This window comes from Kitasatospora sp. NPDC059973 (assembly GCF_042737525.1).
GTDB lineage: Bacteria > Actinomycetota > Actinomycetes > Streptomycetales > Streptomycetaceae > Kitasatospora.
Genome location: NZ_JBHWUI010000109.1, coordinates 1 through 23081, shown reverse-complemented (window position 1 = coordinate 23081; position 23081 = coordinate 1). Strand labels below are relative to the sequence as shown.

Genomic DNA, 23081 nt, shown 5'->3' with positions numbered 1-23081 from the left:
CTTCGGAGGCCGAGATGGCACCCCTGATCGCTCTTGTCGCCGGATTCCTGGCCGCCCGCCTGGCCGGACTGGCCGGTGTGGACGTGCTCGACGGCTGGCACCCCGCCCTGCGGGTCGGACTGGCCGCGATGTTCCTGCTCACCGCGTCCGCGCACTTCCTCCCGCGCCTGCGGAGCGGACTCGTCGCCATGGTCCCGCCGGGCCTGCCCCGGCCGGAGCTGCTGATCACGCTGACCGGCCTGCTGGAGCTGGCCGGCGCCGTCCTGGTCCTCGTCCCGGCGACGACCAGGTTGGCGTCCGCGGGTCTGATCCTCATGATGATCGCGATGTTCCCGGCGAACGTCTCGGCCGCCCGCCGCCGACTCCCCGGCGTCACCCCGATCGGCCCCCGCACCGCTCTCCAGGTGCTGTTCGTCGCGGCCGCCGCACTGACCTTCGCGGGCTGACCGCGCGCCCTCGCGCCTCCGCGCCGGCCCGGCGGCGCCACCTCGGAGACCCGCCCCGGACCGTGGCCACGGCAGGCCGTAGCCTTTGATCGTTTCTGAGTCCGGCCGGACAAGGTGGAGGAATTCGTGAAGGTCGCAGCCCCGACGTTGGCCGAGATGCGGGAGGTCTGCCAGCCGCAGGCCAAGATGCAGAGCCGCAACGGTGAGCACTGGGCGGGCCGCCTCTACATGCGCCGGATCTCGCTGCGGACGACGCGGCGGCTGGTGCGGACGTCCGTCTCGCCGAACACCCTGACCTGGGTGATGGTGGTCTGCGGCGTCGGCGCCGGGGCCGCCCTGGTGATCCCCGGGCTGACGGGCGCGGTCCTGGCCGCCCTGCTGTTCCAGGGGTTCCTGCTGTTCGACTGCGTCGACGGCGAGGTGGCCCGCTGGAAGCGGCAGTTCAGCACGGCGGGCGTGTACGTCGACCGGCTCGGCGCCTACCTGGCCGATGCCGCACTGATGATCGGTGCGGGCATCCGGGCCGCCCGGGGCGGGTCCGACCTGTGGATCTCGGTCGGCCTGGCGACGGCGCTGGGCGTCGTCCTGCTGAAGGCCTCCACCGACCTGGTCGACGTGGCCCGGGCCCGCAGCGGGCTGGCGCCCGCCGACGAGGAGTCGACCCAGCCGCGCTCGCAGGGCATCGCCACCGCGCGACGGTTCGCCTCCATCTTCAAGATCCACCGGGTGACCAACGGCATCGAGGCCTCGCTGGTGCTGCTGGCCACGGCGGTGGCGGACGCGGCGGTCGGCAACCTCGGGCCGACCCGGATCGCGCTGGCGGCGATCGCGGTGATCACCTGGGGGATGGTCGTCGCCCACCTGGCGTCGATCCTCTCCTCGTCGCGCCTGCGCTGACCGGTCGCCGGACCGCCCCGGCGCGGTCGGCGGCGTCGCGGCGCAGGGCGTCGCTCCTCGCCTGGCAGACCGCGCCGACGACGGCGGACAGGACGATCAGACTCAGGAGTCCGAGCACGGCGGAGCCGTCGAGATGGTGCCGAGGGGCCTGCCGCAGCGCCAGCCCAGCCGCCAGGCGAGGCCGTGCATGAGGTCCTCGGCCTGCCGGGTGGTGAGACGGAAGACGAGCTGCTCGTCGGGATCCGCACCGACGGGGTCGTCGACGGCCAGCCGGAGCTGGACGGCGGCGTCCGGGGAGGGTTCGACGGCGAGGTAGGGGACGGTGGTGGTGCCGGCCTCGTGAGGCCGCGGGGGAACGGGCAGGTGGATGACGTTCACGCGACGGCGTCCAGCTCGAACCAGACGGCCTTGCCGCGCTTGCAGGGCTCGGCGCCCCACCGGTGGGTGAGGCCCTCGATGAGCTGGAGGCCGCGCCCGCACTCGGCGAGGTCGGAGGGGTGGCGCTGCTCCGGCAGCTCGCAGCTGTCGTCATTGACGGAGACCCGCAGCGTGGTGTCGTTGATGAACACCAGGACGACCGGCGAGGACGTCCGGCCGTGCCGCCAGGCGTTCACGATGAGTTCGGCGAGCGCGAGTTCGGCGTCGGCGATGACCTCGGGGTGCCAGCCGCTCCGCGCCATGGCGCTGCGGAGGCCCTCGCGGGCGAGGGTGAGGGAAGGGGAGTTGCGGTTACACACGGGGAATCTCCCTGCGGTGTAGGTGGGGCACACCGGTGAGGGTGTCGCCGTGAGCAAGTCCGCAGCGGCGCTGGAAGGACCACATACGGATGCTCTTCGGTGCCCGGGCAGCAGGTACCAACTGCCCTAGGGGTTGGCGTTACTGACAACCCGTTCGGTGAGCGGTGCATCACAGACTGTAGGGCATGCGAGGGACATGTACCACCCGGTCTAGTACATGTCCCTCTCTGTAACTGGACTCCCAGTACGGTCGCGATGGATGCTTGACCCCATGTCATCTCCTCCGACTGCACGACGGCAGCGCATCGGTTCCGAACTACGCAAGATGCGCGACGCTGCGGGTGTCACGACTGCTGAGGCCGCCGGAGTCCTCGGCCTGGCCCGCACGAAGGTCACGCTCATCGAGCAGGGGAGCTACACAGTGACTCCCGAGCGAGTGATCGCCCTTGCCGACAGATACAAGGAATCCGACTCCGAGTACGTCAACGCTCTCGCCGAGATGGCAGGTGAGCGAGCCAAGGGCTGGTGGGAAGAGTATCGGGGATCCGTACCGGCAGGGTTTCTTGAAATCGCCGAGTTCGAGTTCCATGCCAAGGGCATGCACTCATACCAGATCTGCCATCCACCCGGCCCCATGCAAACCGAACGCTACAGCAGGGCTGTCTTCGTGGAGGCTCAGCCGCCACTTACGCCTCGAATCATCGAGACTCGCGTCGAGCATCGCATGAAGCGATCCGAGATTCTCATGACGGGCGGCACCAAGCCATACACGGCACTGGTTCACGAAGCGGCTCTTCGCATGCGCTTCGGGGGTCGCGAGGTCACTCGCGAGCAGCTGGACTGGATGCTTGAACTCTCACATCTTCCCCATGTGACTTTGCGCGTTGTGCCCTTCGAATCAGGAGGATTCGCAGGATCCGGCCAGGCGATCATCTATGCAAATGGTCCAGTGCCACGCCTTGATACGGTTCAGTACGACTCCGTGGATGGGCCGATCTACCTCCACTCAACGGAGTACTTGGACAAGTACAGCGCGATCATAGCGAAGATGACCGATAGGTCTCTTTCCGTTGATGATTCACGTGACCTGATCTCAACCATCAAGAGGGAGACGTAGGCCAATGGAGAACCTCTCTTGGATGCGCCCTGCCGCGTGCGCCAACTCCAACAACTGCCCCGAGGTGGCCATCACCCCCGACACCGTCTACCTCCGCAGCAGCCTCCAGCCCTCCGCCGTCGCCCAACTCACCACCGACGAATGGCGCGACCTCCTCGCCGGGATCCGCAACGGGGAGTTCGACGTCTGACGCCCGGGCCCGCCCGGGCCCCACCCCCTCTCCACCGGGGCCCGGGGCGTAGTGTGCGAACGGTGATCGAACTGAGCTTCCGGGGGAAAGACCGGTATCGCCCGTCCTGGCTTCACCTCGGCGTCCTCTGCGTGGTGTTGGCCGTGGAGGGAGTGTTCGCCGCCTACCGTCTCGGCCCGGCGGGCTTCGGCTGGGTGCTCGGCGGGACCCTGGTGCTGGTCGGCCTCGCCACCTTCGTCGTGCTCCGGTCCTGGACCACCGTCGACGCCTCCGGCATCACCATCTGCTGGGGCCTCGGTCGCGGCCGCACCTATCCCTGGCACGAGATCCGCTGGATCGACATCCGCGAGACCGACAACCAGTACGGGTACTCGCTCGTGCCCCGGATCCACCTCACGAACGGTCGGCGCCGCTCACTGCCCGGGCTGCAGCACAGCGACATCTACCCTTCCCCCGACTTCCACGTGGACTTCCAGCGCATCATCAACTGGTGGGAGCTGAGCACGGATCCGAGCATCCGTGTCCAGCCGTCGAAGCAACTTCGCGACCGGGTGGGCCCCATGGCGATCGGGATGATCGCCGGGCTCCTCATCGCGGTCGTCGTCGGACTCGTCTTCGTCCTGAAGAACTGACCCGGCTCCGAACCGAATCCGACCCGAACGGACACCCCGCATGACCAGCCCGCAGGACGTGGTCGAGCAGCAGCTCACCGCCTACAACAACCACGACATCGACGCCTTCGTCGCCACCTACGCCGAGGACGTCCTCGTTCTGCGGCGGGACGGCAGCCGGCTGGAAGGCCGTCAGGCCCTGCGCGACACCTACACCCGGCAGTTCGCCGCCGGCCGCTGCCGGGCGGAGATCGTGGGACGGCTCACCGAGGGCGACTGGGTGGTCGACCACGAAGTCGCCCACGGCCTGTCCGACGAACCGGTCCGCGTCCTGGTGGCCTACCGGGTCCGCGAAGGCCTCATCGACCGCGTCGAGTTCCTCGGCTGAGCCCGCGCACCCTGCTCGCCCCACCCTGCTCGCCCCACCCTGCTCGCCCCACCCTGCTCGTCCGCCCTCACCCGTCACCCCGCCGACAGCAGGGCGGTGAGCACCTCCTCCGGGTCAGGGCCGTGCACCGTCAGCGCCTCCGCGCGGACGGCGGCAAGGTCCAGGGCGTCCAGCACGGCCTTCACCGTGACGATCGAGTTGTCGCCGGGTATGGACAGCGCCAGCGCCTCCTCGTCCGGCGCCGCGTAGTCGAAGAGCGCCGCGGCCGCCCGGAGTTCGGCTCGGCCGGCGAAGCTCAGCCGCAGGTGGCTGCCCGGGACGAACCGTCTCAGCTCGGCCGCCGTGCCCTCGGCCACGATCCGGCCGCCGTTGAGCACGGCCGTCCGGTCGGCGACCCGGTCCGCCTCCTCCAGGTGCCGCGTGGTGAGCAGGACGGTGAGGCCGTGGTCGGTGGCGAGGCCCCGGACCGTCTCCCCCAGCGCCCGCCGACCGGCCGCGTCGAGGCCGGCGGTCGGCTCGTCGAGCAGGACGACCCGTGGCTCCCCGACCAGCGCCATCGCCAGATCCAGCGTGCGCAGCACGCCGACCGGGAGACCGGCGGTCGGCCGGTTCGCCACCTCCCTCAGCTCGAAGCGCCGCAGCAGCTCCGCGACCCGCCTGCGCCCCTCCCGACGGCCCAGGTGGTGGAGGTCCGCCATGAGGAGCAGGTTCTCCTCGGCGGTGAGCAGCTTGTCCACCGCCGAGACCTGGCCGACGACACCGATCGCCCGCCGGACCTCACCCGCGCCCCGAACTCCGCCCACGCCCCGGACCGCACCCGCACCCGCGCCCGCGCCCGCGCCCGAAGCCCGGCTCCCTCGCAGGGCCCGGCCCGCTTGCGGGGCCCTGCCCCTTTGCGGAACCCTGCCCGCCCGCTGCACCAGCTCGTGCCCGGCTACCCGCACCACCCCGCCGTCGGCCGGGACGAGCGTGGAGAGGATCCGCACGACGGTGCTCTTCCCGGCTCCTCTCGCCCCGAGGAGTGCGAACACCGTGCCCTCGGGGACCGTCAGGTCGATGCCGTCCAGCACCACCCTCCCCCCGTAGGACTTGGTCAGTCCGGCCACGGAGAGCGCCGCCGTGATCGGGGTGGCGGGGACCGGCTTCAGGGTCATGGCTCACGCCTCCTTCGCTACCGGGTACGCCGGGCCGTGACCGGGTGGTCAGGAGCGCCGGATCACGATGTCACCGAGCTGCGTCCGCCCCCGGATCTCGACCCGCTCCGTCGCCTCGCCGGGGCCCGCGGCGGCGCCGAGCGAGTTGCGGAGGCTGCCGAGCTTGGTGTGGACGTCGAGCCAGGCGGCCGTGCCCTCGCGGATGCCGACCTCCAGCTCGCCGATGGCGCTCTGCAGGACGACCCTCCCGCGGACCACCTCACCGATCCGGACGGCGCCCTGGGCCGTCTTGATGTCCACGTCCCCGAGGGCCGCGCCGACCTGGATCTGGCCGTTGGAGGAGTTGACCTTGAGGTCCCCGCCGGCCTCGCCGATCACCGTCTCGCCGTTGAGGTTCTTCACCGTCACCGTGCCCGCCACGGTGCCGATCTCGACCCGGCCGGAGCCGTTGACCTCGGCGTCCCCGTCGGCCCGCCGCAGCCGGACGTCCCCGTGGTCCGTCCGCAGGTGGACGGAGTCCGCGTGCTCGACCTGGATCCGGCCGACCGACGTCCGCACCCGGCAGTCGCCCAGCAGCCCCTCGCAGAGGAAGTCCCCCATCGGCGCGTTGCCGTGGACCTCCGAACCGGCCGGCAGCTCGACGGTGACGTCGACCGAGCCCGCCCGCCCGAAGAGCGAGCGCTTCTTCGGGCCCTTCACCACCAGGGCGCCGCCCGCGTAACTGACCCTGGTCTGCTCCGCGGCCTTGACGTCCGCCTCGACCGCCGGGTCCGCCGGCCGGACCTCGACCACGGTGTCCGTGCGCTTGCCCGCGGCGATCCGGACGGACGCGATGTCGAACTCGATGGTGGCGCTGATCGGGCCGGGAGTGTCGAAAGAAGGCATGGCTGTCCCGTTCTCTTGGCTCTGATGGATGAACCCGCCGGTCGGACGGGGTGGAAGGAGAAGGAGTGGGAAGCGCGGGACCTAGTGGACCCAGCCGGTGAACCCCTGCCCGGTCGGCGACACCGTCCGCCCGACGGCCCGGACGGGCTCGCCCGGCTCCAGGGCGGCGGCGACGGCACGGACCAGCCAGGCGTTGGCCGAGAGGCCCTCCTGACCGGCCGCCTCCTCGACCCTGGTCTTGAGGTGGGCGGGCAGACGGAAGTTGATCCGGGCGGTGTTGCCGTCCTCCCCTTCCGGCCCCACCGGTGCCACCGGCGGCGCCACCGGCGCCGGTGACCGCTCACCGGCGTCGTGGAACACCTCCGGCGACGGTGGCGCCATCACCACGAACTCCGGATCCAGCCCCCGGAGCCGGACGTCCACCGAGCCGGGCGCGAGATCACGGGTGACCTCGCCCATCGCGGCGGAGAGGGCGTTGAGAAGGGTGAGCCGCACGGCCGACTCCAGCGGAAGAGTCAGGCGCTCGGCCAGGGCACGGGCTTCGTCTCCGCCCGCGCTCGCTGCGACCGCGAGCTCGTTCCGGAGGTTGTCGACGTACGGCGAGAGGTCCATGACCCAAGGATGGCACACCGATGGCGCCACACCAAGCCCTTTTGGCGCCACAACCCGAAAGAGTGGCGCCACGCGTCGGCGCGGGCCCCGCCGCCGGACGCACCGCGGGCCGGTACCGTCCAGGACGGCACCGGCCCGCAGGCACTCCGGGGGAAGGTCAGACCGTGCCCCACCCGGCCAGGTGGGCGTCGATCTCGCCGACGATCCGGGCCTTGCCGGCCGGGTCCAGGAAGGAGGCCTCGACCGCGTTGCGCGCCAGCGCGGCGACGCCCGCCTCATCCAGGTCCAGCAGCCGGGCCGCGACCGCGTACTCGGTGTTGAGGTCGGTGCCGAACATCGGCGGGTCGTCGCTGTTGACGGTGACCAGCAGGCCCGCGTCGACCATCTGCCGGATCGGGTGCTCCTCGATCCGCTCGACCGCGCGGGTCGCGATGTTCGAGGTCGGGCAGACCTCCAGGGCGATCCGGTGCTCGCCGAGGTGGTCCACCAGGGCCGGGTCCCGCACGGCCTGGGTGCCGTGGCCGATGCGCTCGGCGCCGAGCAGCCGCAGGGCGTCCCAGACCGTCTCGGGGCCGGTGGTCTCGCCCGCGTGCGGGACGCTGCGCAGACCGACCGCCCGCGCCCGGTCGAAGTACGGCTTGAACTGCGGGCGCGGCACGCCGATCTCCGGGCCGCCGAGGCCGAAGCTGACCAGGCCCTCGGGGGCGAGGTCGACGGCGAGCCGGGCGGTCTCCTCGGCGGCGGCCAGACCGGCCTCGCCGGGGATGTCGAAGCACCAGCGGAGCACGACGCCGAGGTCCTTCTCGGCCCGCACCCGGGCGTCCTCGATGGCCTCCATGAAGGCGACGTCGGGGATGCCCCGGCTGACCGAGGAGTACGGCGTGATGGTCAGCTCCGCGTACCGGATGTTCTGCCGGGCCATGTCCTCGGCGACGCCGTAGGTCAGCGCGCGGACGTCCTCGGCGTCGCGGATCAGGTCGACGACGCTGAGGTAGACCTCGATGAAGTGGGCGAAGTCGGTGAAGGTGAAGTACTCGGCGAGGGCGGCCGGGTCGACCGGCACCTTCGACCGGCCGCGGTGGCGCGCGGCCAGCTCGGCGACCACCCGCGGGGAGGCCGAGCCCACGTGGTGGACGTGCAGCTCCGCCTTGGGCATCCCGGCGATGAACGCCTCGATGCCCCGGTTCGCGGTGGGGTTTCCGATCCGACTTCCGTCCGGCTGGACCACGGTGGTGCCCTTCTTCTCTACACGCGTATCAAGCTGTGTCCGCAAGGATAAGCACAGGTGGCTCACCCCCCGAGGGCCACCGCCACGGTGTGGATGAGCAGTCCCGCCAGCGCTCCGACCACGGTCCCGTTGATCCGGATGAACTGCAGGTCACGACCGACGTTGGCCTCGATCTTGCGGGACGCGTCATCCGCGTCCCAGCCTGCCACGGTCTCGGAGATCAGCGAGGTGATCTCCGCGCGGTAGGTGTCGACGAGGTACTGGGCGGCGTCCTGGAGCCAGCCGTCCACCTTGGCCTGGAGCTTCGGCTCGGTCGCCAGGCGCGCGCCGAAGTCGCGCACGCCGTCACGGATGCGCCGGCGCAGCTCGCTGTCCTCGTCCTCGGCCGCGGTCAGCACCAGGGCGCGGACGGCGGCCCAGGTGGAGGCGATGAGCTCCTGCACCTCGGGGCGGACCAGCAGGTCGGCCTTGGCCCGCTCGACCCGGGCGATGGTCTCCAGGTCGCTCTGCAGTTCGGTGGCGAAGTCGGCGAGGAAGTTGTCGACGGCGCCGCGCGCGGCGTGGTGCGGGTCGTCCCGGATGTCGGTGACGAACCGCATCAGCTCCTTGTAGACCCGCTCGCCGACCTGGTGGTCGAGGAACCTCGGCGTCCAGCCCGGGGTCTTCTGGGTGACCCGCTGGACCACCTCCTCGTGGTTCTCGGTCAGCCAGTCGTGCACCCGGACGGCGATCAGGTCGACCACGCCGTGGTGGCCGCCGTCGGCGACCACCCTGCCGAGCATCCGGCCCATCGGCTCGGCGACCGAGGTGGCGGCGGCCCGCCTGGTCACCGCCTCGCCGACGACCGCCTGGACGTCGTCGTCGCGCAGCACCGCGAGGACGCCGCGCAGCGCGGCCGACGCCTCCTTGGTGACCCGCTCGGCGCTGCCGGGCGCGGCCAGCCACTCCCCCAGCCGGCGGGCGATGCCGAGCGCGGCGAGCCGGCCGCGCACCACCTGGCCGGAGAGGAAGTTGTCGCCGACGAAGTCGCCGAGCGACTTGCCGAAGGCGTCCTTCTTGGTCGGGATGATCGCGGTGTGCGGGATCGGCAGGCCGAACGGACGGCGGAAGAGCGCGGTCACCGCGAACCAGTCGGCGAGCGCGCCGACCATGCCCGCCTCGGCGGCGGCGGCCAGGTAGCCCGCCCAGGCGCCGGCACCGGCCGCCTTCGCCCAGGTGGCCAGGGCGAAGACCAGGGTCGCGAAGGCCAGCAGGCCGGTCGCGATGGTCTTCATCCGGCGGACGCCGCGTCTCTTCTCCTCGTCGGCCGCGGTGAACCGGACCCCGGGCCCGGTCCCGCTGAAGGCATCGTCACTCACCCCGCCAGTCTGCCCGTTGCCGGCGCATGCGGAGGGCGCGCCCCACGAAGACGCGCCCCCGCCGTGGGAACGCCGTGCGCCCGGCCCGGCCACCGGACCGGACGCACGCCCGCCGCGCCGGGGCCGGTCAGCCGATCGCGACCTCCGCGTACATCCGGGCGATCACGTCCTCGATGGCCGGCTCGCGGACCGACAGGTCGACCATCGGGTACCGGTCGGCGACCGCGGCGACGATCGGGGCGGCGCTCTGCTGGGCCGGGAAGGCCAGCCACTGCCGCGGCCCGTCGACCTTCACCACCCGGGCGCCGGGCACCTCGATCGGCGGCCGCGCCTCGGCGAGGTCGACGACCAGGGTCCGCTCGCTGTCGCCCGCCGCGTGCAGCCCCTCCAGGCCGCCGTCGTAGACGACCCGGCCGTGGTCGATCACCATGACCCGGCCGCAGAGCTGCTCGATGTCGGTGAGGTCGTGGGTGGTGAGCAGCACGGTGGTGCCCTCGTCGCGGTTGACCTCGCGCAGGAAGTCGCGCACCCGGCCCTTGCTCACCACGTCCAGCCCGATGGTGGGCTCGTCCAGGTAGAGCACCTGCGGGTCGTGCAGCAGCGCCGCCGCCAGGTCCCCGCGCATCCGCTGGCCGAGCGAGAGCTGGCGCACCGGGGTGTCCAGCAGGGCGCCGAGGTCGAGCAGTTCGACGCAGCGTCGGAGGTTGGCCCGGTATCGGTGCTCGGGGATGCGGTAGATCCGGCGGGCCAGCTCGTAGGAGTCCCGGAGCGGGAGGTCCCACCAGAGCGTGGTGCGCTGCCCGAAGACGACGCCGATCCGGCGGGCCAGCGCGACGCGCTCCCGGGCCGGGTCGACGCCGGCGACGCGCAGCCGGCCGCCGGAGGGCACCAGGATGCCGGTGAGCATCTTGATGGTGGTGGACTTGCCCGCGCCGTTCGGGCCGATGTAGCCGACGCATTCACCGGCCTCCACCGTGAAGCTCAGTCCGTCCACCGCGCGGACCTCGCGCTTCTCGCGCTTCAGCCGGCCGGCCTTGGCGCGGACGGTGAAGGTGCGGCGGACGTCGTCGAGTTCGATCAGTGCCATGGGAGTCCTGCTTTCGGAGGGGGTTCGGGGCCGGGTCAGCTGCCGGTGCCGCGGTAGGCCCGCAGCCCGGCGCGCCAGGCCAGCCCGGCCGCCACCAGTGCGAGGACGGCGGCGATCGGCGAGGCGTACTGGAAGGCGGTCGGCAGGCCGAGCGGGTCGGGCCGGTCGAGGATCCGCAGCGCGGGCAGCCAGTTGACGAAGGCCAGCGGGACGCCGAACACGGTGCCCGCCACCAGCTCCTTGGCGAAGACGGTCGGCGGGTAGTGCAGCACGGTGGCGCCGCCGTAGGTGAAGGCGTTCTGGATCTCCTTGGCCTCGCCCCACCAGAACTGGAGGGTGGCGAAGCCCACGAACACCGCGGCGAAGATCGCCGTGCCGCAGACCAGCAGGGACGGGACGAGCAGCACCCGGTCCCAGGTCCAGTCGACGTCCAGGGCGGCCAGCGACCAGGCCAGCACCCCGACCGCCTGCACCGGCCGGCCGATCCGGCGCAGCGAGAAGCGCTCGGCGCAGACCTGGGCCAGCGCCGGGGCGGGCCGGATCAGCATGGTGTCCAGCGTGCCCGCCCGGATCCGCTGGCCCAGGCCGTCGACGCTGCCGACCAGCAGGTTGGCCATGCCGAGCGCGAAGCCCGAGGTGCCGTAGAGGAAGCCGAGCTCGGGCAGCGTCCAGCCGCCGAGCCGGTCGGTGTGCCGGAACATCAGGATCACCACGACGAAGTCGAGGAAGGTGATCACCAGGTTGGCGACGAGCATCAGCACGAAGGACGCCCGGTAGGACATCGTCGCCCTGGTCCACATCGCGGCGGTGAGCCACCAGGCGCGCAGCGCCCAGCGGGTCCGGGCGAGCAGGCCCCGCTCGGTCGGGAGCGGACCGGTGGGGAGCGGGTCGTTCGGGAGCGGGTCGCCTCCGGCGGGCGGGGCCGCGGCGCGGGCGAGGGCCGGCTCAGCCACCCTGGACCACCACCTTGCGGGTCGCGAGCAGCTGGACGCCCCGGCCGAGGAGGACCAGCCCGAGGCCCCAGGCGAGTTGGAAGCCGAGCGCACCGAGCAGCGCGGCCCCGGTCGAGCGCTCCAGGAAGACGTCGGTCGGCACCTGGATCAGCGCGGCCCACGGCAGTACCGGCGCGATCTCGCCGAGCAGGCCGGGGAAGAGCGCCAGCGGCAGCAGCATCCCGGAGAAGAACATCGACACCACCAGCATCACCGAGCGCACCCCCTCCGAGTCGTGCAGCCAGAAGCCGGTGAGCGAGACGAGGAAGCGCAGCCCGAAGCTGACCACCACCGCGAGCAGCACCGACAGCAGGAAGTACAGCCAGGTCAGCGGGTGTTCGGGCAGCCGGACCCGGAAGACCAGCGCCCCCGCCAGCATCGGCAGGGTGCCGCGGGCGAGCAGGTGGTAGCCGGCCCGGCCGAGGTCGGTGGCCAGCCACCAGCCCTGGAAGTCCACCGGACGGTAGAGGTCGATGGCGATGTCGCCGCTGCGGAACCGGTCCTGGACGTCGTCCTGGAAGCCGCCGCCCCAGACCGCGACGGTGACCAGCAGCGCCTGGCTGACCCAGATGTAGGTGACGGCGGCGCTCTGGTCGTAGCCGCCGAGGCCGGGCCGGGCCTGCCAGAGGGCGACGAAGGTGTAGGCGAGGATGAAGCCGAAGACGGTGTTGGTGAAGGCCCCGGCCAGGGTGGCGGCCCGGTAGGTGGCGTAGCGGCGGAAGGCTCCGCGGGCGATGGCGAGGTAGAGCGCCACCGCCGCGCCCGGGCCGCCGGCGGCGCCCGCGGGATGTGGAGCACCACGGGGACCGGGATCGGGAGGGTGTCGGAACCGCGACTCGGCGGGAAGAGCGTTCGACATATTGTCTCCTTGTCGACACATAGGAGCGGGCAGGTGTCCCCGGGGACACCGGCGCACGCGGACCGGCCCCGGCCGGCCCCACCCGGGGGGTGCCGGGTCAGGCGGGCGGAGCTGCCCGAACTGGGTGCGCTATGTGGTTCGCACCTTTCACCGTACCTCCGGCGATCTTCCCGCGCACCCGGTTATTCCAACGCCTGATCACGGGTCAAATAGCACATAATCGCGGCATGACCTTGAGGGCAGACCACAGCACCCGGCGCAGCGCCAGACGGGCCGCCCGCCGCGAAGCCCGCCGCGCCAAGCCGCTGTGGCGCCGGCTCCTGCCCACCTGGCGGGTCACCCTCGGCGCGCTCACCGCGACCCTGCTGCTCGCCGTCGGCTCCTTCGCCGTGCTCTACCTCATCGTCCCCGTGCCCGACGCCAACGCCCACGCCGTCGCCCAGAACAACATCTACCTCTACGCCGACGGCACCACCGAGATCGCCCGCACCGGCGCCGTGAACCGCACCGACGTCACGATCGACCAGATCCCGCTCGACACCCGGCACGCCGTCGTCTCCGCCGAGGACCGCACCTTCTACCGCAACGGCGGCATCGACCTGAAGGGCATGGTCCGGGCCGGCTGGAACACCCTCACCGGACGCGGCACCCAGGGCGGCTCCACCATCACCCAGCAGTACGTCAAGAACTACTACCTGACGCAGGACCAGACCATCGAGCGCAAGGGCCGCGAACTCTTCATCGCGCTCAAGGTCGACCAGCAGCGCAGCAAGGACCAGATCCTCACCGGGTACCTCAACAGCAGCTACTTCGGCCGGGGCGCCTACGGCATCCAGAGCGCCGCCCACGCCTACTACGGCACCGACGTCTCCCGCCTCACCCTCCCCCAGGGCGCCTACCTCGCCGCCCTGCTCCAGGCCCCCAGCGCCTACGACGTCAAGACCGCCACCCCCGCCAACCGCGAGAAGGCCGTCGCCCGCTGGAACTACACCCTCGACGGCATGGTCCAACTCGGCTTCCTCAGCCCGGCCGACCGCGCCGCCACCACCTTCCCCGACCCGATCGACCCCCAGCCCGCCACCGGGCTCAAGGGCCAGTCCGGCTACCTGGTCGGCGTCGCCGACGACTACCTCGTCTCCGCCGGCATCATCGACGCCGCCACCCTCAAGTCCGGCGGCTGGCGCATCACCACCACCTTCGACAAGCCCCGCCAGGACGCCTTCGTCCAGGCCGTCCAGCAGGAACTCACCGCCGAACTCGACCCCGTGGCCCGGCCCGCCACCGACACCGACGTCCGGGTCGCCGGGGCCTCCGTCGAACCCGCCACCGGCCGGGTCGTCGCCGTCTACGGCGGCCCCGACTACGCCAAGCAGCCCTACAACGACGTCCTGCGCCAGGACAACCAGATCGGCTCCACCTTCAAGGCCTTCGACCTCGCCGCCGGCCTCACCTCCGGCCGCAGCAGCGGCGACGGCCGCCCGATCACCACCGAGACCCGCTACGACGGCACCAGCGAACGCCCCGTCACCGGCGGCCCCACCCCGTACGCCCCGCCCAACGAGGACGGCATCGACTACGGCAGCATCACCCTGCGCTACGCCATGGTGAAGTCCGTCAACTCGGTGTACGCCCAGGAGGGCGTCGACGCCGGACTCGCCCACGTCCGCGACACCGCCGTCCGGCTCGGCATCCCCGACAACGTCCCCGGCATGGACCCGGCCAACACCTCGATGACGCTCGGCACCGCCACCCCCAGCGCCCTCAACCTCGCCGGCGCCTACGCCGGCCTCGCCAACCACGGCCAGACGTACGCCCCCTGGTCGGTCGGCAAACTCGAACGCGTCAACTCCGGCGGCGCCATCGACGTCCCCAAGATGCCTGAACACGTCCCCACCAGCGCCCTCGACCGGGGCGCCGCCGACGCCGTCACCGACGTCCTGCGCGACGTCGTCAGCACCCGCGGCACCGGCGCCGCCGCCCTCGACCTCGGCCGCCCCGCCGCCGGCAAGACCGGCACCACCGACTCCAACCTCTCCGCCTGGTTCGCCGGCTTCACCCCCGAACTCGCCACCACCGTCGGCCTGTTCCGGGAGAACCCGAAGACCCACGCCAAGGAGCCGCTGTCCGGCACCGCCGGCTACGAACGGATCAACGGCGGCGCCTTCCCCACCCGGATCTGGACGGCCTACATGGCCGACGCGCTCGACGGCACCGACGTCCAGCGCTTCGACCTCCAGACCGGCCGCGGCACCACCCAGACCGGCGGGCCGACCGGCAGCGGCTCCCCCTCCCCGTCGCCGTCGCCCAGCGCCACGGCCACCGCCACCACCGCGCCGACGCACACCCCGACGCCGTCCGCCCCCGCCCCGCCCAGCCCCAGCGGCCGGCCCACCGAGACGGCGCCGGCACCCAGCCCCGAGGCCCCCGCCCCGACCGGCACCCCGGAACAGCCGCCCGCGCCCACCAACCGACCCACCGCGCCGCCGCGGCCGACGCACACCCCGACCGCGCCCCCGAGCACCCCGCCCCCGGCCGGCGACACCAGCACCCCGCCGACCCGCCCGGCCAGCGCCCAGCCCCCCGCACCGGCCGACGGACACCCCGCCGGACAGGCCCCGTAGCGCCCGGCGCCCAGAGCCCCCTATCGGCGCCCCCAGGACCTCGGGACCTCAGGACACCAGCTCCCGCTCCAGCGGCGTCCGGAACCGCGGCGTCACCCGCACCGGGCCCAACCAGCCCGCCAACCGCGCCGCCTCCACCTCGACCGCCGCCCGCGCCTCGGCCCCGGCGTCCGCCAGGAACCGCCACACCAGCTCACCGCCGGGGCGCTGCGCCCAGCCGCCGACCACCCGGCCGCACCACCAGAGCGTCGGCCCGGCGTTGCCCGCCCGGTCGAACAGCGCCGGCACGTCCTCGGGCCGCAGGTACCAGTCCCGCCCGCGCCAGCCCATCACCGTCGGATCCAGCGCCGGCAGCAGCGCCGCCCACGGCTCCGGCTCCGCCACCGGCCCGTCGTCCCCCGGCAGCACCAGGCCCGCCACCGCGCCGGCCAGCGCCACCTCCACCGCGCCGACGTCCCCCAGCGCCCTGCGGGTGTCCCCCAGCGTCCAGCCCGTCCACCACTTCACGTCCTCGACCGTCGCCGGACCGTACGCCGCCAGCCAGCGCCGGACCACCTCGGCCTTCGCCTCCCGCACCGGCACGTCCGGCCACTGCGGCACCGGCGCCCACGGATAGCTGCTGCTCAGCCACGAACCGCGCGGCCGGGAGCGCCGCACGTGCCCGTCCGAGGCCAGCAGCCGCAGCAGCCGGCTGCCCACGCTCTGCCGGGCCTCGTACGGCTTGCCCTGCGCCATCAGCATCGTCTCGCGCAACGCCGGTACGTCCTCGGCGAGTTCGGACGCCGTCGCCTCGCCCCGCACGGCCAGCGCCGCCAGCACGGCCCGCTCCGTCGCGGCCAGCCGCGGCTCGTCCCACCCCTCGGCGAACTCCCGCAGGTGCTTCACCAGCGTGGCCCGCTCCTTGACCGCGATCGCCCGCGCCGCCGCGGAGCTGACGTACGGGGCGAACTCCTCCGTCACCGCGAAGAGGGTGCGCCGCATCGACAGCAGCTTCACCAGCGAGACGTCCTCGTACAGCGCCCGCTCGACCTCCGCCGCCGAGGGCTCCGCCAGCCGCGCGCAGGCCGACAGGTAGACCGTCGCCGCGTCCGTGGCGTGCAGCCCGACGACCGCGTCCGCCACCCGCTCCACCCGCGCCGCCCGCTCGGCCCGCGCCAGCAGGTGCCGCCGCCCGACCCGGGCCCGGCGCTGGTCGTCACCGATCGAAGGCACCCCGCCCGAAGGCACACCACTGCTCATGCCCGGACCCTACTGCCGACCCCCGACAACCGCCCGGACACGACGTTGCGGGCCGCCGCGCCCTCGGCGCGCCGACCCGCCAGGAAAGCCCTCACGGGGCGCCCGCCCGGACCCTCAGAGGTACAGCCCGGTCGAGCCCTCCGCGTCGCCGAAGCGCATCGCGGCCACCGCGTGCAGGTCACGCTCGCGCAGCAGCACGTAGGTGGCGCCGCGGACCTCGACCTCCAGCTTGTCCTCCGGGTCGTACAGGACGCGGTCACCGGGCTCCACCGAGCGGACGCTCTGGCCCACCGCGACGGCCTCGGCCCAGGTGCACCGCTTGCTGAGCTCCGCGGTGGCCGGGATGAGGATGCCGCCGGTCGAGCGGCGCTCGCCCTCGCTGCCCTCGGTCTTCACCAGGACGCGGTCGTGCAGCATCTTGATCGGCAGCTTCTCGCCCAGCCGGTCGTGGCGCGGCGGGTCCTGCTCGGGGGAGGTGGTCCGCCGGTTCGGTTCGTCGTTCGTACTCACGACCCCGAAGGTACCGCTCCGCGGCGCCCCGCGTGACCCCGGACCGGCATCCGGCGGGCCGGGTGCGGTGGCACCCGGCCCGGCAGGACCCCGCCGCTCAGCCCTTGCGGCGCTTGCGGGCCGAGGCGACCAGCAGCACCAGGCCCACGCCGACCAGCGCGGCGGGCACGATCCGCTCCTTGCGCGGCTGCCCCTTCTCGTCCACGAACTGCGCCCTGGCCTGCTCGACCAGCCCGCTGGCCGCCACGTACACCCGGCCGGCCTTCTCCTCCACGGAGGCCACGGCCTTCGCCTTGACCTGGGCCGTGATGGTGCTCGGGTGGACGCGCATGGCGAGCTCGTCCAGGGTCGCGGCCAGCTGGGTGCGGGTGCGGGTGATGTCCGCCTCGATCTGAGCCGTCGTCCGCGCCGACTTGTCCTTCGTGCTCGCCTCGCCCACTCGGGCCACCCCAATTCACTGATGTTGTCCTGTGCGACTGACCCAGTTTGTCAGCTGCCGCCCCGGCCCGCGCGGCCCCACCCACCATCGGAGGTAAGTTGACCGTGGTACGACCACCCGTCCACGCACCAGGAGAGTCCCCCGTGAGTGAGCGTCTCCAGCCCGGCGACACCGCACCCGCCTTCAGCCTGTCCGACGCCGACGGCAACCAGGTGTCCCTCGCCGGCCACCTCGGCCGGAAGGTGATCGTCTACTTCTACCCCGCCGCGCTCACCCCCGGCTGCACGAAGCAGGCCTGCGACTTCACCGACAACTTGGAGGTCTTCGCGGGCGCCGGGTACGACGTCATCGGCATCTCGCCGGACAAGCCGGAGAAGCTGGGCAAGTTCCGCGAGGCCGAGGACCTCAAGGTCACCCTGCTCTCCGACCCGGAGAAGAAGGTGCTGGAGGCCTACGGCGCGTTCGGCGAGAAGAAGCTGTACGGCAAGACCGTCACCGGTGTGATCCGCTCCACCGTGATCGTCGACGAGCACGGCAAGGTCGAGCACGCCCTGTACAACGTCAAGGCCACCGGCCACGTCGCCAAGCTGCTGCGCGACCTCAAGGTCGAGGCGGCCTGACAGCCGCCCCCGCGGGGGCGGAAACGAAGCGGTGGCGGCGCACCCCCCGACCGGGTGCACCGCCACCGCGTCTCTCACCTCAGCGAGCCACGCTCATCGGATCGACCGATCAGCAGGCCCCGAGGTCGCTCCAGACACCCCACGAGCCACTGGCACTGGGGTCGTCGCCCTTGGTCCACCACTTGTTCTGGTAGTAGTGCCCCTTCCAGGACACCTTGGTGGTGGACGCGTAGGTGGTGCCCGCGTCCCAGCCCGGCGCGCCCGTGCAGGCACCCGAGGTCGGGGTCGCGGTCGGGGTCACCGTGGGCGTCACGGTCGGCGTGGCGGTCGGCGTCACCGTGGGCGTGACCGTCGGGGTCACGGTGGGCGTCACGGTCGGCGTGACCGTGGGCGTCACGGTCGGGGTGACCGTCGGCGTCGCGGTCGGCGTCGCGGTGCCGCCGCCCGTGCTGCCGCGGGTCAGGTCGCCCTTCAGGCCGTACAGCGTGCCGGCGACGTTGACCGTCCAGTTCGACGGCGTCGAGACCGGCAGGTAGTAGACGAAGTCCAGGTCCACCGAAGCGCCCGGCGCCAGCGACTGCCAGCCCGGCAGCTTCACCGAGACGCGGTTGTAGGTGCCCTTGAGGCCGCCCACGTTGCCCGGACCGGGGTTGTCCTGCTTGATGACGGTCAGCCCGAAGCCGGACTGGTCCTTGGCGTTGCCCGGGGCCGAGTTGCCGTAGTCGAACTGGAACTCGGTGCCGCCCGGCAGGGTCAGCGTCGAGTTGTTGACGATGTGGATCTTCGGGTTGATCGGGTAGTTCGAGTCGCCCAGCGCGAAGTTGGTGAACGACACGTCGACCGGCAGGGTCTGCTGCGGCAGCGCGATCGTCGAGCGGGTCGCGTTGTACGGCGAGGCCGCCTTGAACTTGTCGTACATCAGCGAGGTCAGCGTCGAGCCGGGCACGTACTGGCCCTTGCCGCCGTTGGCCGCCGCGTCCCACTTGTAGTCGCCCGCGAGCTCCCAGATCATCGCGCCGCCGGCGCCCTGGTTGACGATGTAGTCCGCCTTGGCGGCCACAGACTGCTCGTCCTCGGTGGAGAGGAACACCTTCTTGGTGTCGTTCCACAGCCACGGCGCCACCAGGGTGGAGCTGTAGTTGCGGGTGTAGGTGCCCTGCAGGGCGGTGTCGGTCACGCCGTACTTGGAGAGGTAGTCGGGCACGATGCCCTTCTCCAGGTTCTTCGCGTGCCACATCGGGTTCGAGCCCGCCGGGGACTCCTTGCCCGCGTCGTCCTTGTCGTTCCAGATGTTGTCGATGCCGACCGCGCCGTCACCGCACGAGGTCAGCCCGGCGCCCACCGGGCAGGTGGTCGCGGACGCGGTGCCCCAGAGGCCGTTGGTCCCGCCGGTGACGTTCTTGAACCCGCGGGTGTAGTACGGCAGGCCGACGTTGATCCGGCCGCCCGGCATCGAGCCGCGGAAGTAGTGGTACGACCAGTCGGCGTTCAGGTAGCCGATGCCGCCGTACTGGCCGGTGCCGTACACGTTGGCCGCCGCCAGCTCGCCGTCCTTGCCGTCGTCGAACAGCGAGGCGTTCGGGCCGACGTACTTGTTCCAGGCGCCGTGCAGGTCGTACGACATGATGTTGACGTAGTCCAGGTACTGCGCGATCTGGAAGGTCTCCATGCCGCGCAGCAGGTAACCGGACGACGGGGCCGCGACCGAGAGCAGGTAGTGCTTGCCGTCGGCGGCGCCGGCCCGGTCCAGCTTCTCGCGCAGCGTCTTCATCAGCGCCGCGTAGCCCTTGGCCAGCGAGGCCCGCTTGCCGTTGGCGAGCTGCCAGTCCAGCGGGTTGCCCGCGTCCTTCATCGAGGTCGGGTACTCGTAGTCGACGTCGACGCCGTTGAAGCCGTACTTCTTGATGAAGTCGACCGAGGAGTTGGCGAAGGCGTCGATGCCCGCCTGGTTGACGCTGCCGTCCGGGTTGACCGTCAACGAGTAGAAGCCGCCGGAGTTGACGCGCTTGCCGTCGTCGCCGAAGTACCCGCCGGTCTCGGTCCAGCCGCCCACCGAGATCATGGTCTTGACGTTCGGGTGCTGCTTCTTGAACTTCGTCAGCAGGTTGAAGTGGCCCTTGTAGGGCAGCGACGGGTCCAGCTCGGCGCCGGGCACGCCCGGGAAGGAGATCCCGGTCGCCTCGTTCTTGTCGTTGTCGGTGCCGACCGAGATCTTGTTGTCGCTGCCGACGTGCCCGAACGCGTAGTTCAGGTGGGTGACCTTGTCCCAGGGGATGTCGCTCACCAGGTAGGGCGGGGTCCCGTCCTTGCCGGTACGCCAGCCGGTGAAGTAGCCGATGACGCGGCGCTGGTGGTCCGCGCCCATCTTCTCGCGGCCCTCGGTGTCGTAGACGCTGCAGTACGGGACGTCCACCCCGGGCGTCTGGTACATGCCGTCCGGCCGACAGGCCGCGTTGTCGACGGTGGCGGACGCCTGCGAGGGCGCCGCACCCAGCGTCGCCATCAGCAGGCCGGCCAGGCCGGCGACCGCCAGCGAGGCCATGCCCGCCCGGGCGGCCGGGTTCTTGGAATGCCGGGCAGCGGTGGGACGCCGCTCGGCCGTGCTTCGGATCAACACTCGGTCCTCCGGGAGAGAGTGTCGGCGCATGCCTGTGGGGGAGCACGCACGTGGGGGAATGCAGATTGGCGCTGAAGCTATGTGGTCTGAACCACAAAGGTCAATAGGTCTGTACCAATTGGTAATCAATTCCCCAACAACACCGGTCGAACGGCTGATACCCGTCGGTCAGCCGTCCGCATGCCGACGACTGTGCCGGGCCACCCGGACCCGCGTCCCGCAGGCCGTCGAACACCACGCCCGACGCGCGTGCCGCTGCAGGAAGAACAGGATGCAGCCCGGCGCCGGACAGGCCCGCACCAGCTCCCGCCGACCCCCCGTCAGCAACTCCACCGCCGCCTGCGCCACCCGCCCCAGCAGCACCGCCCCACGCTCCCCCGCGGCCGTCCGGCGCACCCCCCGCGCGGCCGCCCCCGGCCCCAGCTCCACCCACCCCGGCGCCGCCCGCACCGCCGCGTTCACCACCGCCACGTCCGCCGCCCCCGCCGGCTCACCCGCTACCACCGCCGTCAGCACCGCCCGCAGGGCCCCGCGCAGCTCCAGGAACGCCGCCAGCTCCGCCGGCCCCGGCTCCCCGGCCGGGACGCTCGCCAGGTCCAGCTCGACGGCGTGCCGGTCCACCCAGACCGCCAGGTCCGACGGCTCCACCAGAACGTCCACCAGATGCCCGCGCAGACCACCCCGCACGAAGGTGCTGTTCACCAGATCCAGCGCGAGATGCTCGCCGCCGACCGGCATCTCGTCCACCGCGCCACGCTCCACCATGCCCATGTCCATGCCCATGCCTAACGGTAACGCCACTTGCCACCGGTTAGCCGAAGCCCGCAGACTAACGCTTACCTGCCGTCCCAAGCGTTAGGAATCGCCTTCGCCATGCCCCTTTCCAGCCAAGCCCCCGCCCGACCCGCCCCCACCGCCGTCCTCACCTCCACCGCCACCGCCGTCACCGCCCTGCTCACCCTCGCCGCCCTCGGCACCCTCACCCGCCAACCCCTCCTCATCCCCCCGCTCGCCGCCTCCATGGCCCTCATCGCCGGCGCCCCCACCCTCCCCCTCGCCCAACCCCGCAGCGTCATCGGCGGCCAACTCGTCTCCGCCCTCACCGGCTACGCCGTCCTCGCCGCCACCACCCCCGCCTACTGGTCCGCCGCCCTCGCCGGCGGCCTCGCCCTCGGCGCCATGACCCTCGCCCGCACCCCCCACTCCCCCGCGGCCGCCACCGCCGTCATCGTCACCCTCACCGCCCCCGACCCGACCCGCTTCCTCCCCCTCCTGCTCCTCGCCACCCTGCTGCTCACCGCCACCGGCCTCGCCGCCGCCCGCCTCACCCGCCGCACCTACCCGACGTACTGGTGGTGACCCCGTAACCACCCCGCCCCCCACTCGTTCGCCCCCACGGGGGACGGGCGCACACAGGCCCGAAGGGGGACGACCATGCCGGTCAAGTACACCCGTGAGCTGCTGGCCTCACTCGCCGCCGAGTCGACCAGCGTGAACGACATGATGCGCAGGCTCGGCGTGCCGATGGCGGGCGGCACCCACAGCTACCTCAGCAAGCGGCTGCGGCACTACGGGATCGACACCACGCACTTCAACGAGGGCCGCCCCGACTACGGGCGCCGCCGCTACCCGCGGGAGGTCCTGGCCGAAGCCGCGGCCCACAGCGACAGCATCAACGCGATGATGGCCCACCTCGGCGTCACTCCGTACGACAGCCTCTACTCGTACCTGAAGCGGCGCTTGGTCGAATTCGGCATCGACACCTCCCACTTCACCTTCAGGGGCGACGGCCGCGACCGGGTCGGGGCCGTCCCCAAGGGCGCGCTGGCACACGCCGTGGCAGAGCACCGCAGCCTCCGCGGCGTGATCCTCGCCCTGGGGATGGTCGACTGCGGCAGCTCGCGGACGCTGCTGCGGGAGAGCATCGCGTTCCACCGCCTCGACACCTCCCACTTCACCGGTCGGGCCCACAACAAGGGCCGCAAGACCGGACCGCGACGCACGCCCGAGGACCTGCTCGTCCGGCGCCCGCCGGGGAGTCAGCGGGTTCCGGGCGACCGCCTGCGGGCGATGCTCGTGCACATCGGCCACCCCGACGTCTGCGAGATGTGCGGCGCCCCGCCGACCTGGCTCGGACACCCGATGACCCTGGAGGTCGACCACATCAACGGCGACTGGCTCGACAACAGGCGGGACAACCTCCGCCTGCTCTGCCCCAACTGTCACTCCATCACGCCGACCTACTGCGGCCGGAACAGGAACCGGGACACGCCGCCGGAGGCTGCCGCCGCGTAGGAGGACCCACCGCCGGAAAAGGTGCGGCCTGCTGGACGGCGAGCCGGTAGGCTGGACCTGGCATGCGCCCGTACTCCAGCTGGCTAGAGAGATACGGTTTAGGTCCGTAGTGTCGTGGGTTCGAGTCCCACCGGGCGTACCCAGCGAAACGGCCCGCTCGCCTTCGAATCGAAGGCGAG

The 23081-nt window shown here is 72.1% G+C and carries 25 protein-coding genes and 1 tRNA gene; 11 read left to right on the top strand and 15 right to left on the bottom strand.

Going from position 1 to position 23081, the window contains the following annotated elements:
- Window positions 1–14 precede the first annotated feature (14 nt).
- Both ACFWA9_RS26405 and ACFWA9_RS26400 read left to right on the top strand, forming a co-directional pair.
- Entirely contained in the window at window positions 15–446 is a 432-nt protein-coding gene (locus ACFWA9_RS26405; protein WP_352293144.1) for a DoxX family membrane protein, read from the top strand.
- Window positions 447–602: 156 nt separating this feature from the next.
- The gene (locus ACFWA9_RS26400) at window positions 603–1343 is read left to right on the top strand and encodes a CDP-alcohol phosphatidyltransferase family protein (RefSeq protein WP_380390205.1); all 741 of its coding nucleotides are present in this window, start codon (window positions 603–605) and stop codon (window positions 1341–1343) included.
- Between the two features lie 102 nt (window positions 1344–1445).
- Here the strand turns inward: ACFWA9_RS26400 and ACFWA9_RS26395 are convergent, their stop codons facing one another.
- Both ACFWA9_RS26395 and ACFWA9_RS26390 read right to left on the bottom strand, forming a co-directional pair.
- Window positions 1446–1721 (bottom strand): hypothetical protein, encoded by a 276-nt coding sequence (locus tag ACFWA9_RS26395; protein WP_380390194.1) that lies wholly within the window; start codon window positions 1719–1721, stop codon window positions 1446–1448.
- Window positions 1718–2080, bottom strand: coding sequence for an ATP-binding protein (locus ACFWA9_RS26390; RefSeq protein ID WP_329487804.1), 363 nt, complete (start codon window positions 2078–2080; stop codon window positions 1718–1720). Before ACFWA9_RS26390 ends, ACFWA9_RS26395 begins: the two co-directional genes overlap by 4 nt.
- Before the next feature lie 259 nt (window positions 2081–2339).
- Between ACFWA9_RS26390 and ACFWA9_RS26385 the strand changes: the two genes are divergently transcribed.
- The 4 genes from ACFWA9_RS26385 to ACFWA9_RS26370 all read left to right on the top strand — a co-directional run bounded on the left by ACFWA9_RS26385 (window position 2340) and on the right by ACFWA9_RS26370 (window position 4386).
- Window positions 2340–3197: a helix-turn-helix domain-containing protein gene (locus tag ACFWA9_RS26385; protein WP_380390192.1), complete on the top strand. Its 858-nt coding sequence runs from the start codon at window positions 2340–2342 to the stop codon at window positions 3195–3197.
- A gap of 4 nt (window positions 3198–3201) precedes the next feature.
- Window positions 3202–3387 (top strand): DUF397 domain-containing protein, encoded by a 186-nt coding sequence (locus ACFWA9_RS26380; RefSeq protein WP_380390190.1) that lies wholly within the window; start codon window positions 3202–3204, stop codon window positions 3385–3387.
- Window positions 3388–3449: 62 nt separating this feature from the next.
- A complete protein-coding gene (locus tag ACFWA9_RS26375; protein ID WP_380390188.1) occupies window positions 3450–4019 on the top strand; it encodes a PH domain-containing protein in 570 nt (189 codons plus the stop codon).
- 40 nt (window positions 4020–4059) lie between these two features.
- Window positions 4060–4386, top strand: coding sequence for a nuclear transport factor 2 family protein (locus ACFWA9_RS26370; protein ID WP_380390186.1), 327 nt, complete (start codon window positions 4060–4062; stop codon window positions 4384–4386).
- A 74-nt stretch (window positions 4387–4460) separates the two neighbouring features.
- On the opposite strand, the gene ACFWA9_RS26365 is transcribed toward ACFWA9_RS26370, so the two are convergent.
- The 8 genes from ACFWA9_RS26365 to ACFWA9_RS26330 all read right to left on the bottom strand — a co-directional run bounded on the left by ACFWA9_RS26365 (window position 4461) and on the right by ACFWA9_RS26330 (window position 12456).
- Window positions 4461–5540: an ABC transporter ATP-binding protein gene (locus ACFWA9_RS26365; protein ID WP_380390184.1), complete on the bottom strand. Its 1080-nt coding sequence runs from the start codon at window positions 5538–5540 to the stop codon at window positions 4461–4463.
- Window positions 5541–5588: 48 nt separating this feature from the next.
- Window positions 5589–6425, bottom strand: coding sequence for a DUF4097 domain-containing protein (locus ACFWA9_RS26360; protein ID WP_380390182.1), 837 nt, complete (start codon window positions 6423–6425; stop codon window positions 5589–5591).
- Window positions 6426–6506: 81 nt separating this feature from the next.
- Window positions 6507–7037 carry a hypothetical protein gene (locus tag ACFWA9_RS26355; protein ID WP_380390180.1) on the bottom strand — a complete coding sequence of 177 codons (531 nt, stop codon included), beginning with the start codon at window positions 7035–7037 and terminating at the stop codon, window positions 6507–6509.
- A 157-nt stretch (window positions 7038–7194) separates the two neighbouring features.
- The gene (locus ACFWA9_RS26350) at window positions 7195–8265 is read right to left on the bottom strand and encodes an adenosine deaminase (protein ID WP_352293162.1); all 1071 of its coding nucleotides are present in this window, start codon (window positions 8263–8265) and stop codon (window positions 7195–7197) included.
- A 62-nt stretch (window positions 8266–8327) separates the two neighbouring features.
- Window positions 8328–9623, bottom strand: a complete 1296-nt coding sequence (locus ACFWA9_RS26345) for a DUF445 domain-containing protein (protein WP_380390178.1) — start codon at window positions 9621–9623, stop codon at window positions 8328–8330.
- A 127-nt stretch (window positions 9624–9750) separates the two neighbouring features.
- Window positions 9751–10710 (bottom strand): ATP-binding cassette domain-containing protein, encoded by a 960-nt coding sequence (locus tag ACFWA9_RS26340; protein WP_329487814.1) that lies wholly within the window; start codon window positions 10708–10710, stop codon window positions 9751–9753.
- A 35-nt stretch (window positions 10711–10745) separates the two neighbouring features.
- Window positions 10746–11663 (bottom strand): ABC-2 family transporter protein, encoded by a 918-nt coding sequence (locus ACFWA9_RS26335; protein WP_352293164.1) that lies wholly within the window; start codon window positions 11661–11663, stop codon window positions 10746–10748.
- The gene (locus ACFWA9_RS26330) at window positions 11656–12456 is read right to left on the bottom strand and encodes an ABC-2 family transporter protein (RefSeq protein ID WP_352293166.1); all 801 of its coding nucleotides are present in this window, start codon (window positions 12454–12456) and stop codon (window positions 11656–11658) included. Before ACFWA9_RS26330 ends, ACFWA9_RS26335 begins: the two co-directional genes overlap by 8 nt.
- A gap of 332 nt (window positions 12457–12788) precedes the next feature.
- Between ACFWA9_RS26330 and ACFWA9_RS26325 the strand changes: the two genes are divergently transcribed.
- Window positions 12789–15182: a transglycosylase domain-containing protein gene (locus ACFWA9_RS26325; protein ID WP_380390175.1), complete on the top strand. Its 2394-nt coding sequence runs from the start codon at window positions 12789–12791 to the stop codon at window positions 15180–15182.
- 48 nt (window positions 15183–15230) lie between these two features.
- On the opposite strand, the gene ACFWA9_RS26320 is transcribed toward ACFWA9_RS26325, so the two are convergent.
- From ACFWA9_RS26320 to ACFWA9_RS26310, 3 genes are all read right to left on the bottom strand, one after another.
- Window positions 15231–16421, bottom strand: a complete 1191-nt coding sequence (locus ACFWA9_RS26320; RefSeq protein ID WP_380390173.1) for a winged helix DNA-binding domain-containing protein — start codon at window positions 16419–16421, stop codon at window positions 15231–15233.
- A 114-nt stretch (window positions 16422–16535) separates the two neighbouring features.
- Window positions 16536–16838 carry a co-chaperone GroES gene (locus tag ACFWA9_RS26315; RefSeq protein WP_057237824.1) on the bottom strand — a complete coding sequence of 101 codons (303 nt, stop codon included), beginning with the start codon at window positions 16836–16838 and terminating at the stop codon, window positions 16536–16538.
- 190 nt (window positions 16839–17028) lie between these two features.
- Window positions 17029–17370, bottom strand: a complete 342-nt coding sequence (locus ACFWA9_RS26310; RefSeq protein ID WP_329487818.1) for a DUF3618 domain-containing protein — start codon at window positions 17368–17370, stop codon at window positions 17029–17031.
- Window positions 17371–17513: 143 nt separating this feature from the next.
- Here ACFWA9_RS26310 and bcp point away from each other — a divergent pair, with 143 nt between their 5' ends.
- Window positions 17514–17990 carry a thioredoxin-dependent thiol peroxidase gene (gene bcp, locus ACFWA9_RS26305; protein WP_329487819.1) on the top strand — a complete coding sequence of 159 codons (477 nt, stop codon included), beginning with the start codon at window positions 17514–17516 and terminating at the stop codon, window positions 17988–17990.
- A 109-nt stretch (window positions 17991–18099) separates the two neighbouring features.
- Here the strand turns inward: bcp and ACFWA9_RS26300 are convergent, their stop codons facing one another.
- Both ACFWA9_RS26300 and ACFWA9_RS26295 read right to left on the bottom strand, forming a co-directional pair.
- The gene (locus tag ACFWA9_RS26300) at window positions 18100–20532 is read right to left on the bottom strand and encodes a chitinase C-terminal domain-containing protein (protein WP_352293244.1); all 2433 of its coding nucleotides are present in this window, start codon (window positions 20530–20532) and stop codon (window positions 18100–18102) included.
- Between the two features lie 243 nt (window positions 20533–20775).
- A complete protein-coding gene (locus ACFWA9_RS26295) occupies window positions 20776–21408 on the bottom strand; it encodes a CGNR zinc finger domain-containing protein (RefSeq protein WP_380390171.1) in 633 nt (210 codons plus the stop codon).
- 72 nt (window positions 21409–21480) lie between these two features.
- On the opposite strand from ACFWA9_RS26295, the gene ACFWA9_RS26290 reads away from it, so the two are divergent.
- The 3 genes from ACFWA9_RS26290 (at window position 21481) to ACFWA9_RS26280 (ending at window position 23041) form a co-directional block, all read left to right on the top strand.
- The gene (locus tag ACFWA9_RS26290; protein ID WP_359804960.1) at window positions 21481–21966 is read left to right on the top strand and encodes an HPP family protein; all 486 of its coding nucleotides are present in this window, start codon (window positions 21481–21483) and stop codon (window positions 21964–21966) included.
- 75 nt (window positions 21967–22041) lie between these two features.
- Window positions 22042–22902: an HNH endonuclease gene (locus ACFWA9_RS26285; RefSeq protein ID WP_380390169.1), complete on the top strand. Its 861-nt coding sequence runs from the start codon at window positions 22042–22044 to the stop codon at window positions 22900–22902.
- Window positions 22903–22966: 64 nt separating this feature from the next.
- Window positions 22967–23041 (top strand) — tRNA-Leu (locus ACFWA9_RS26280).
- Window positions 23042–23081 lie beyond the last annotated feature (40 nt).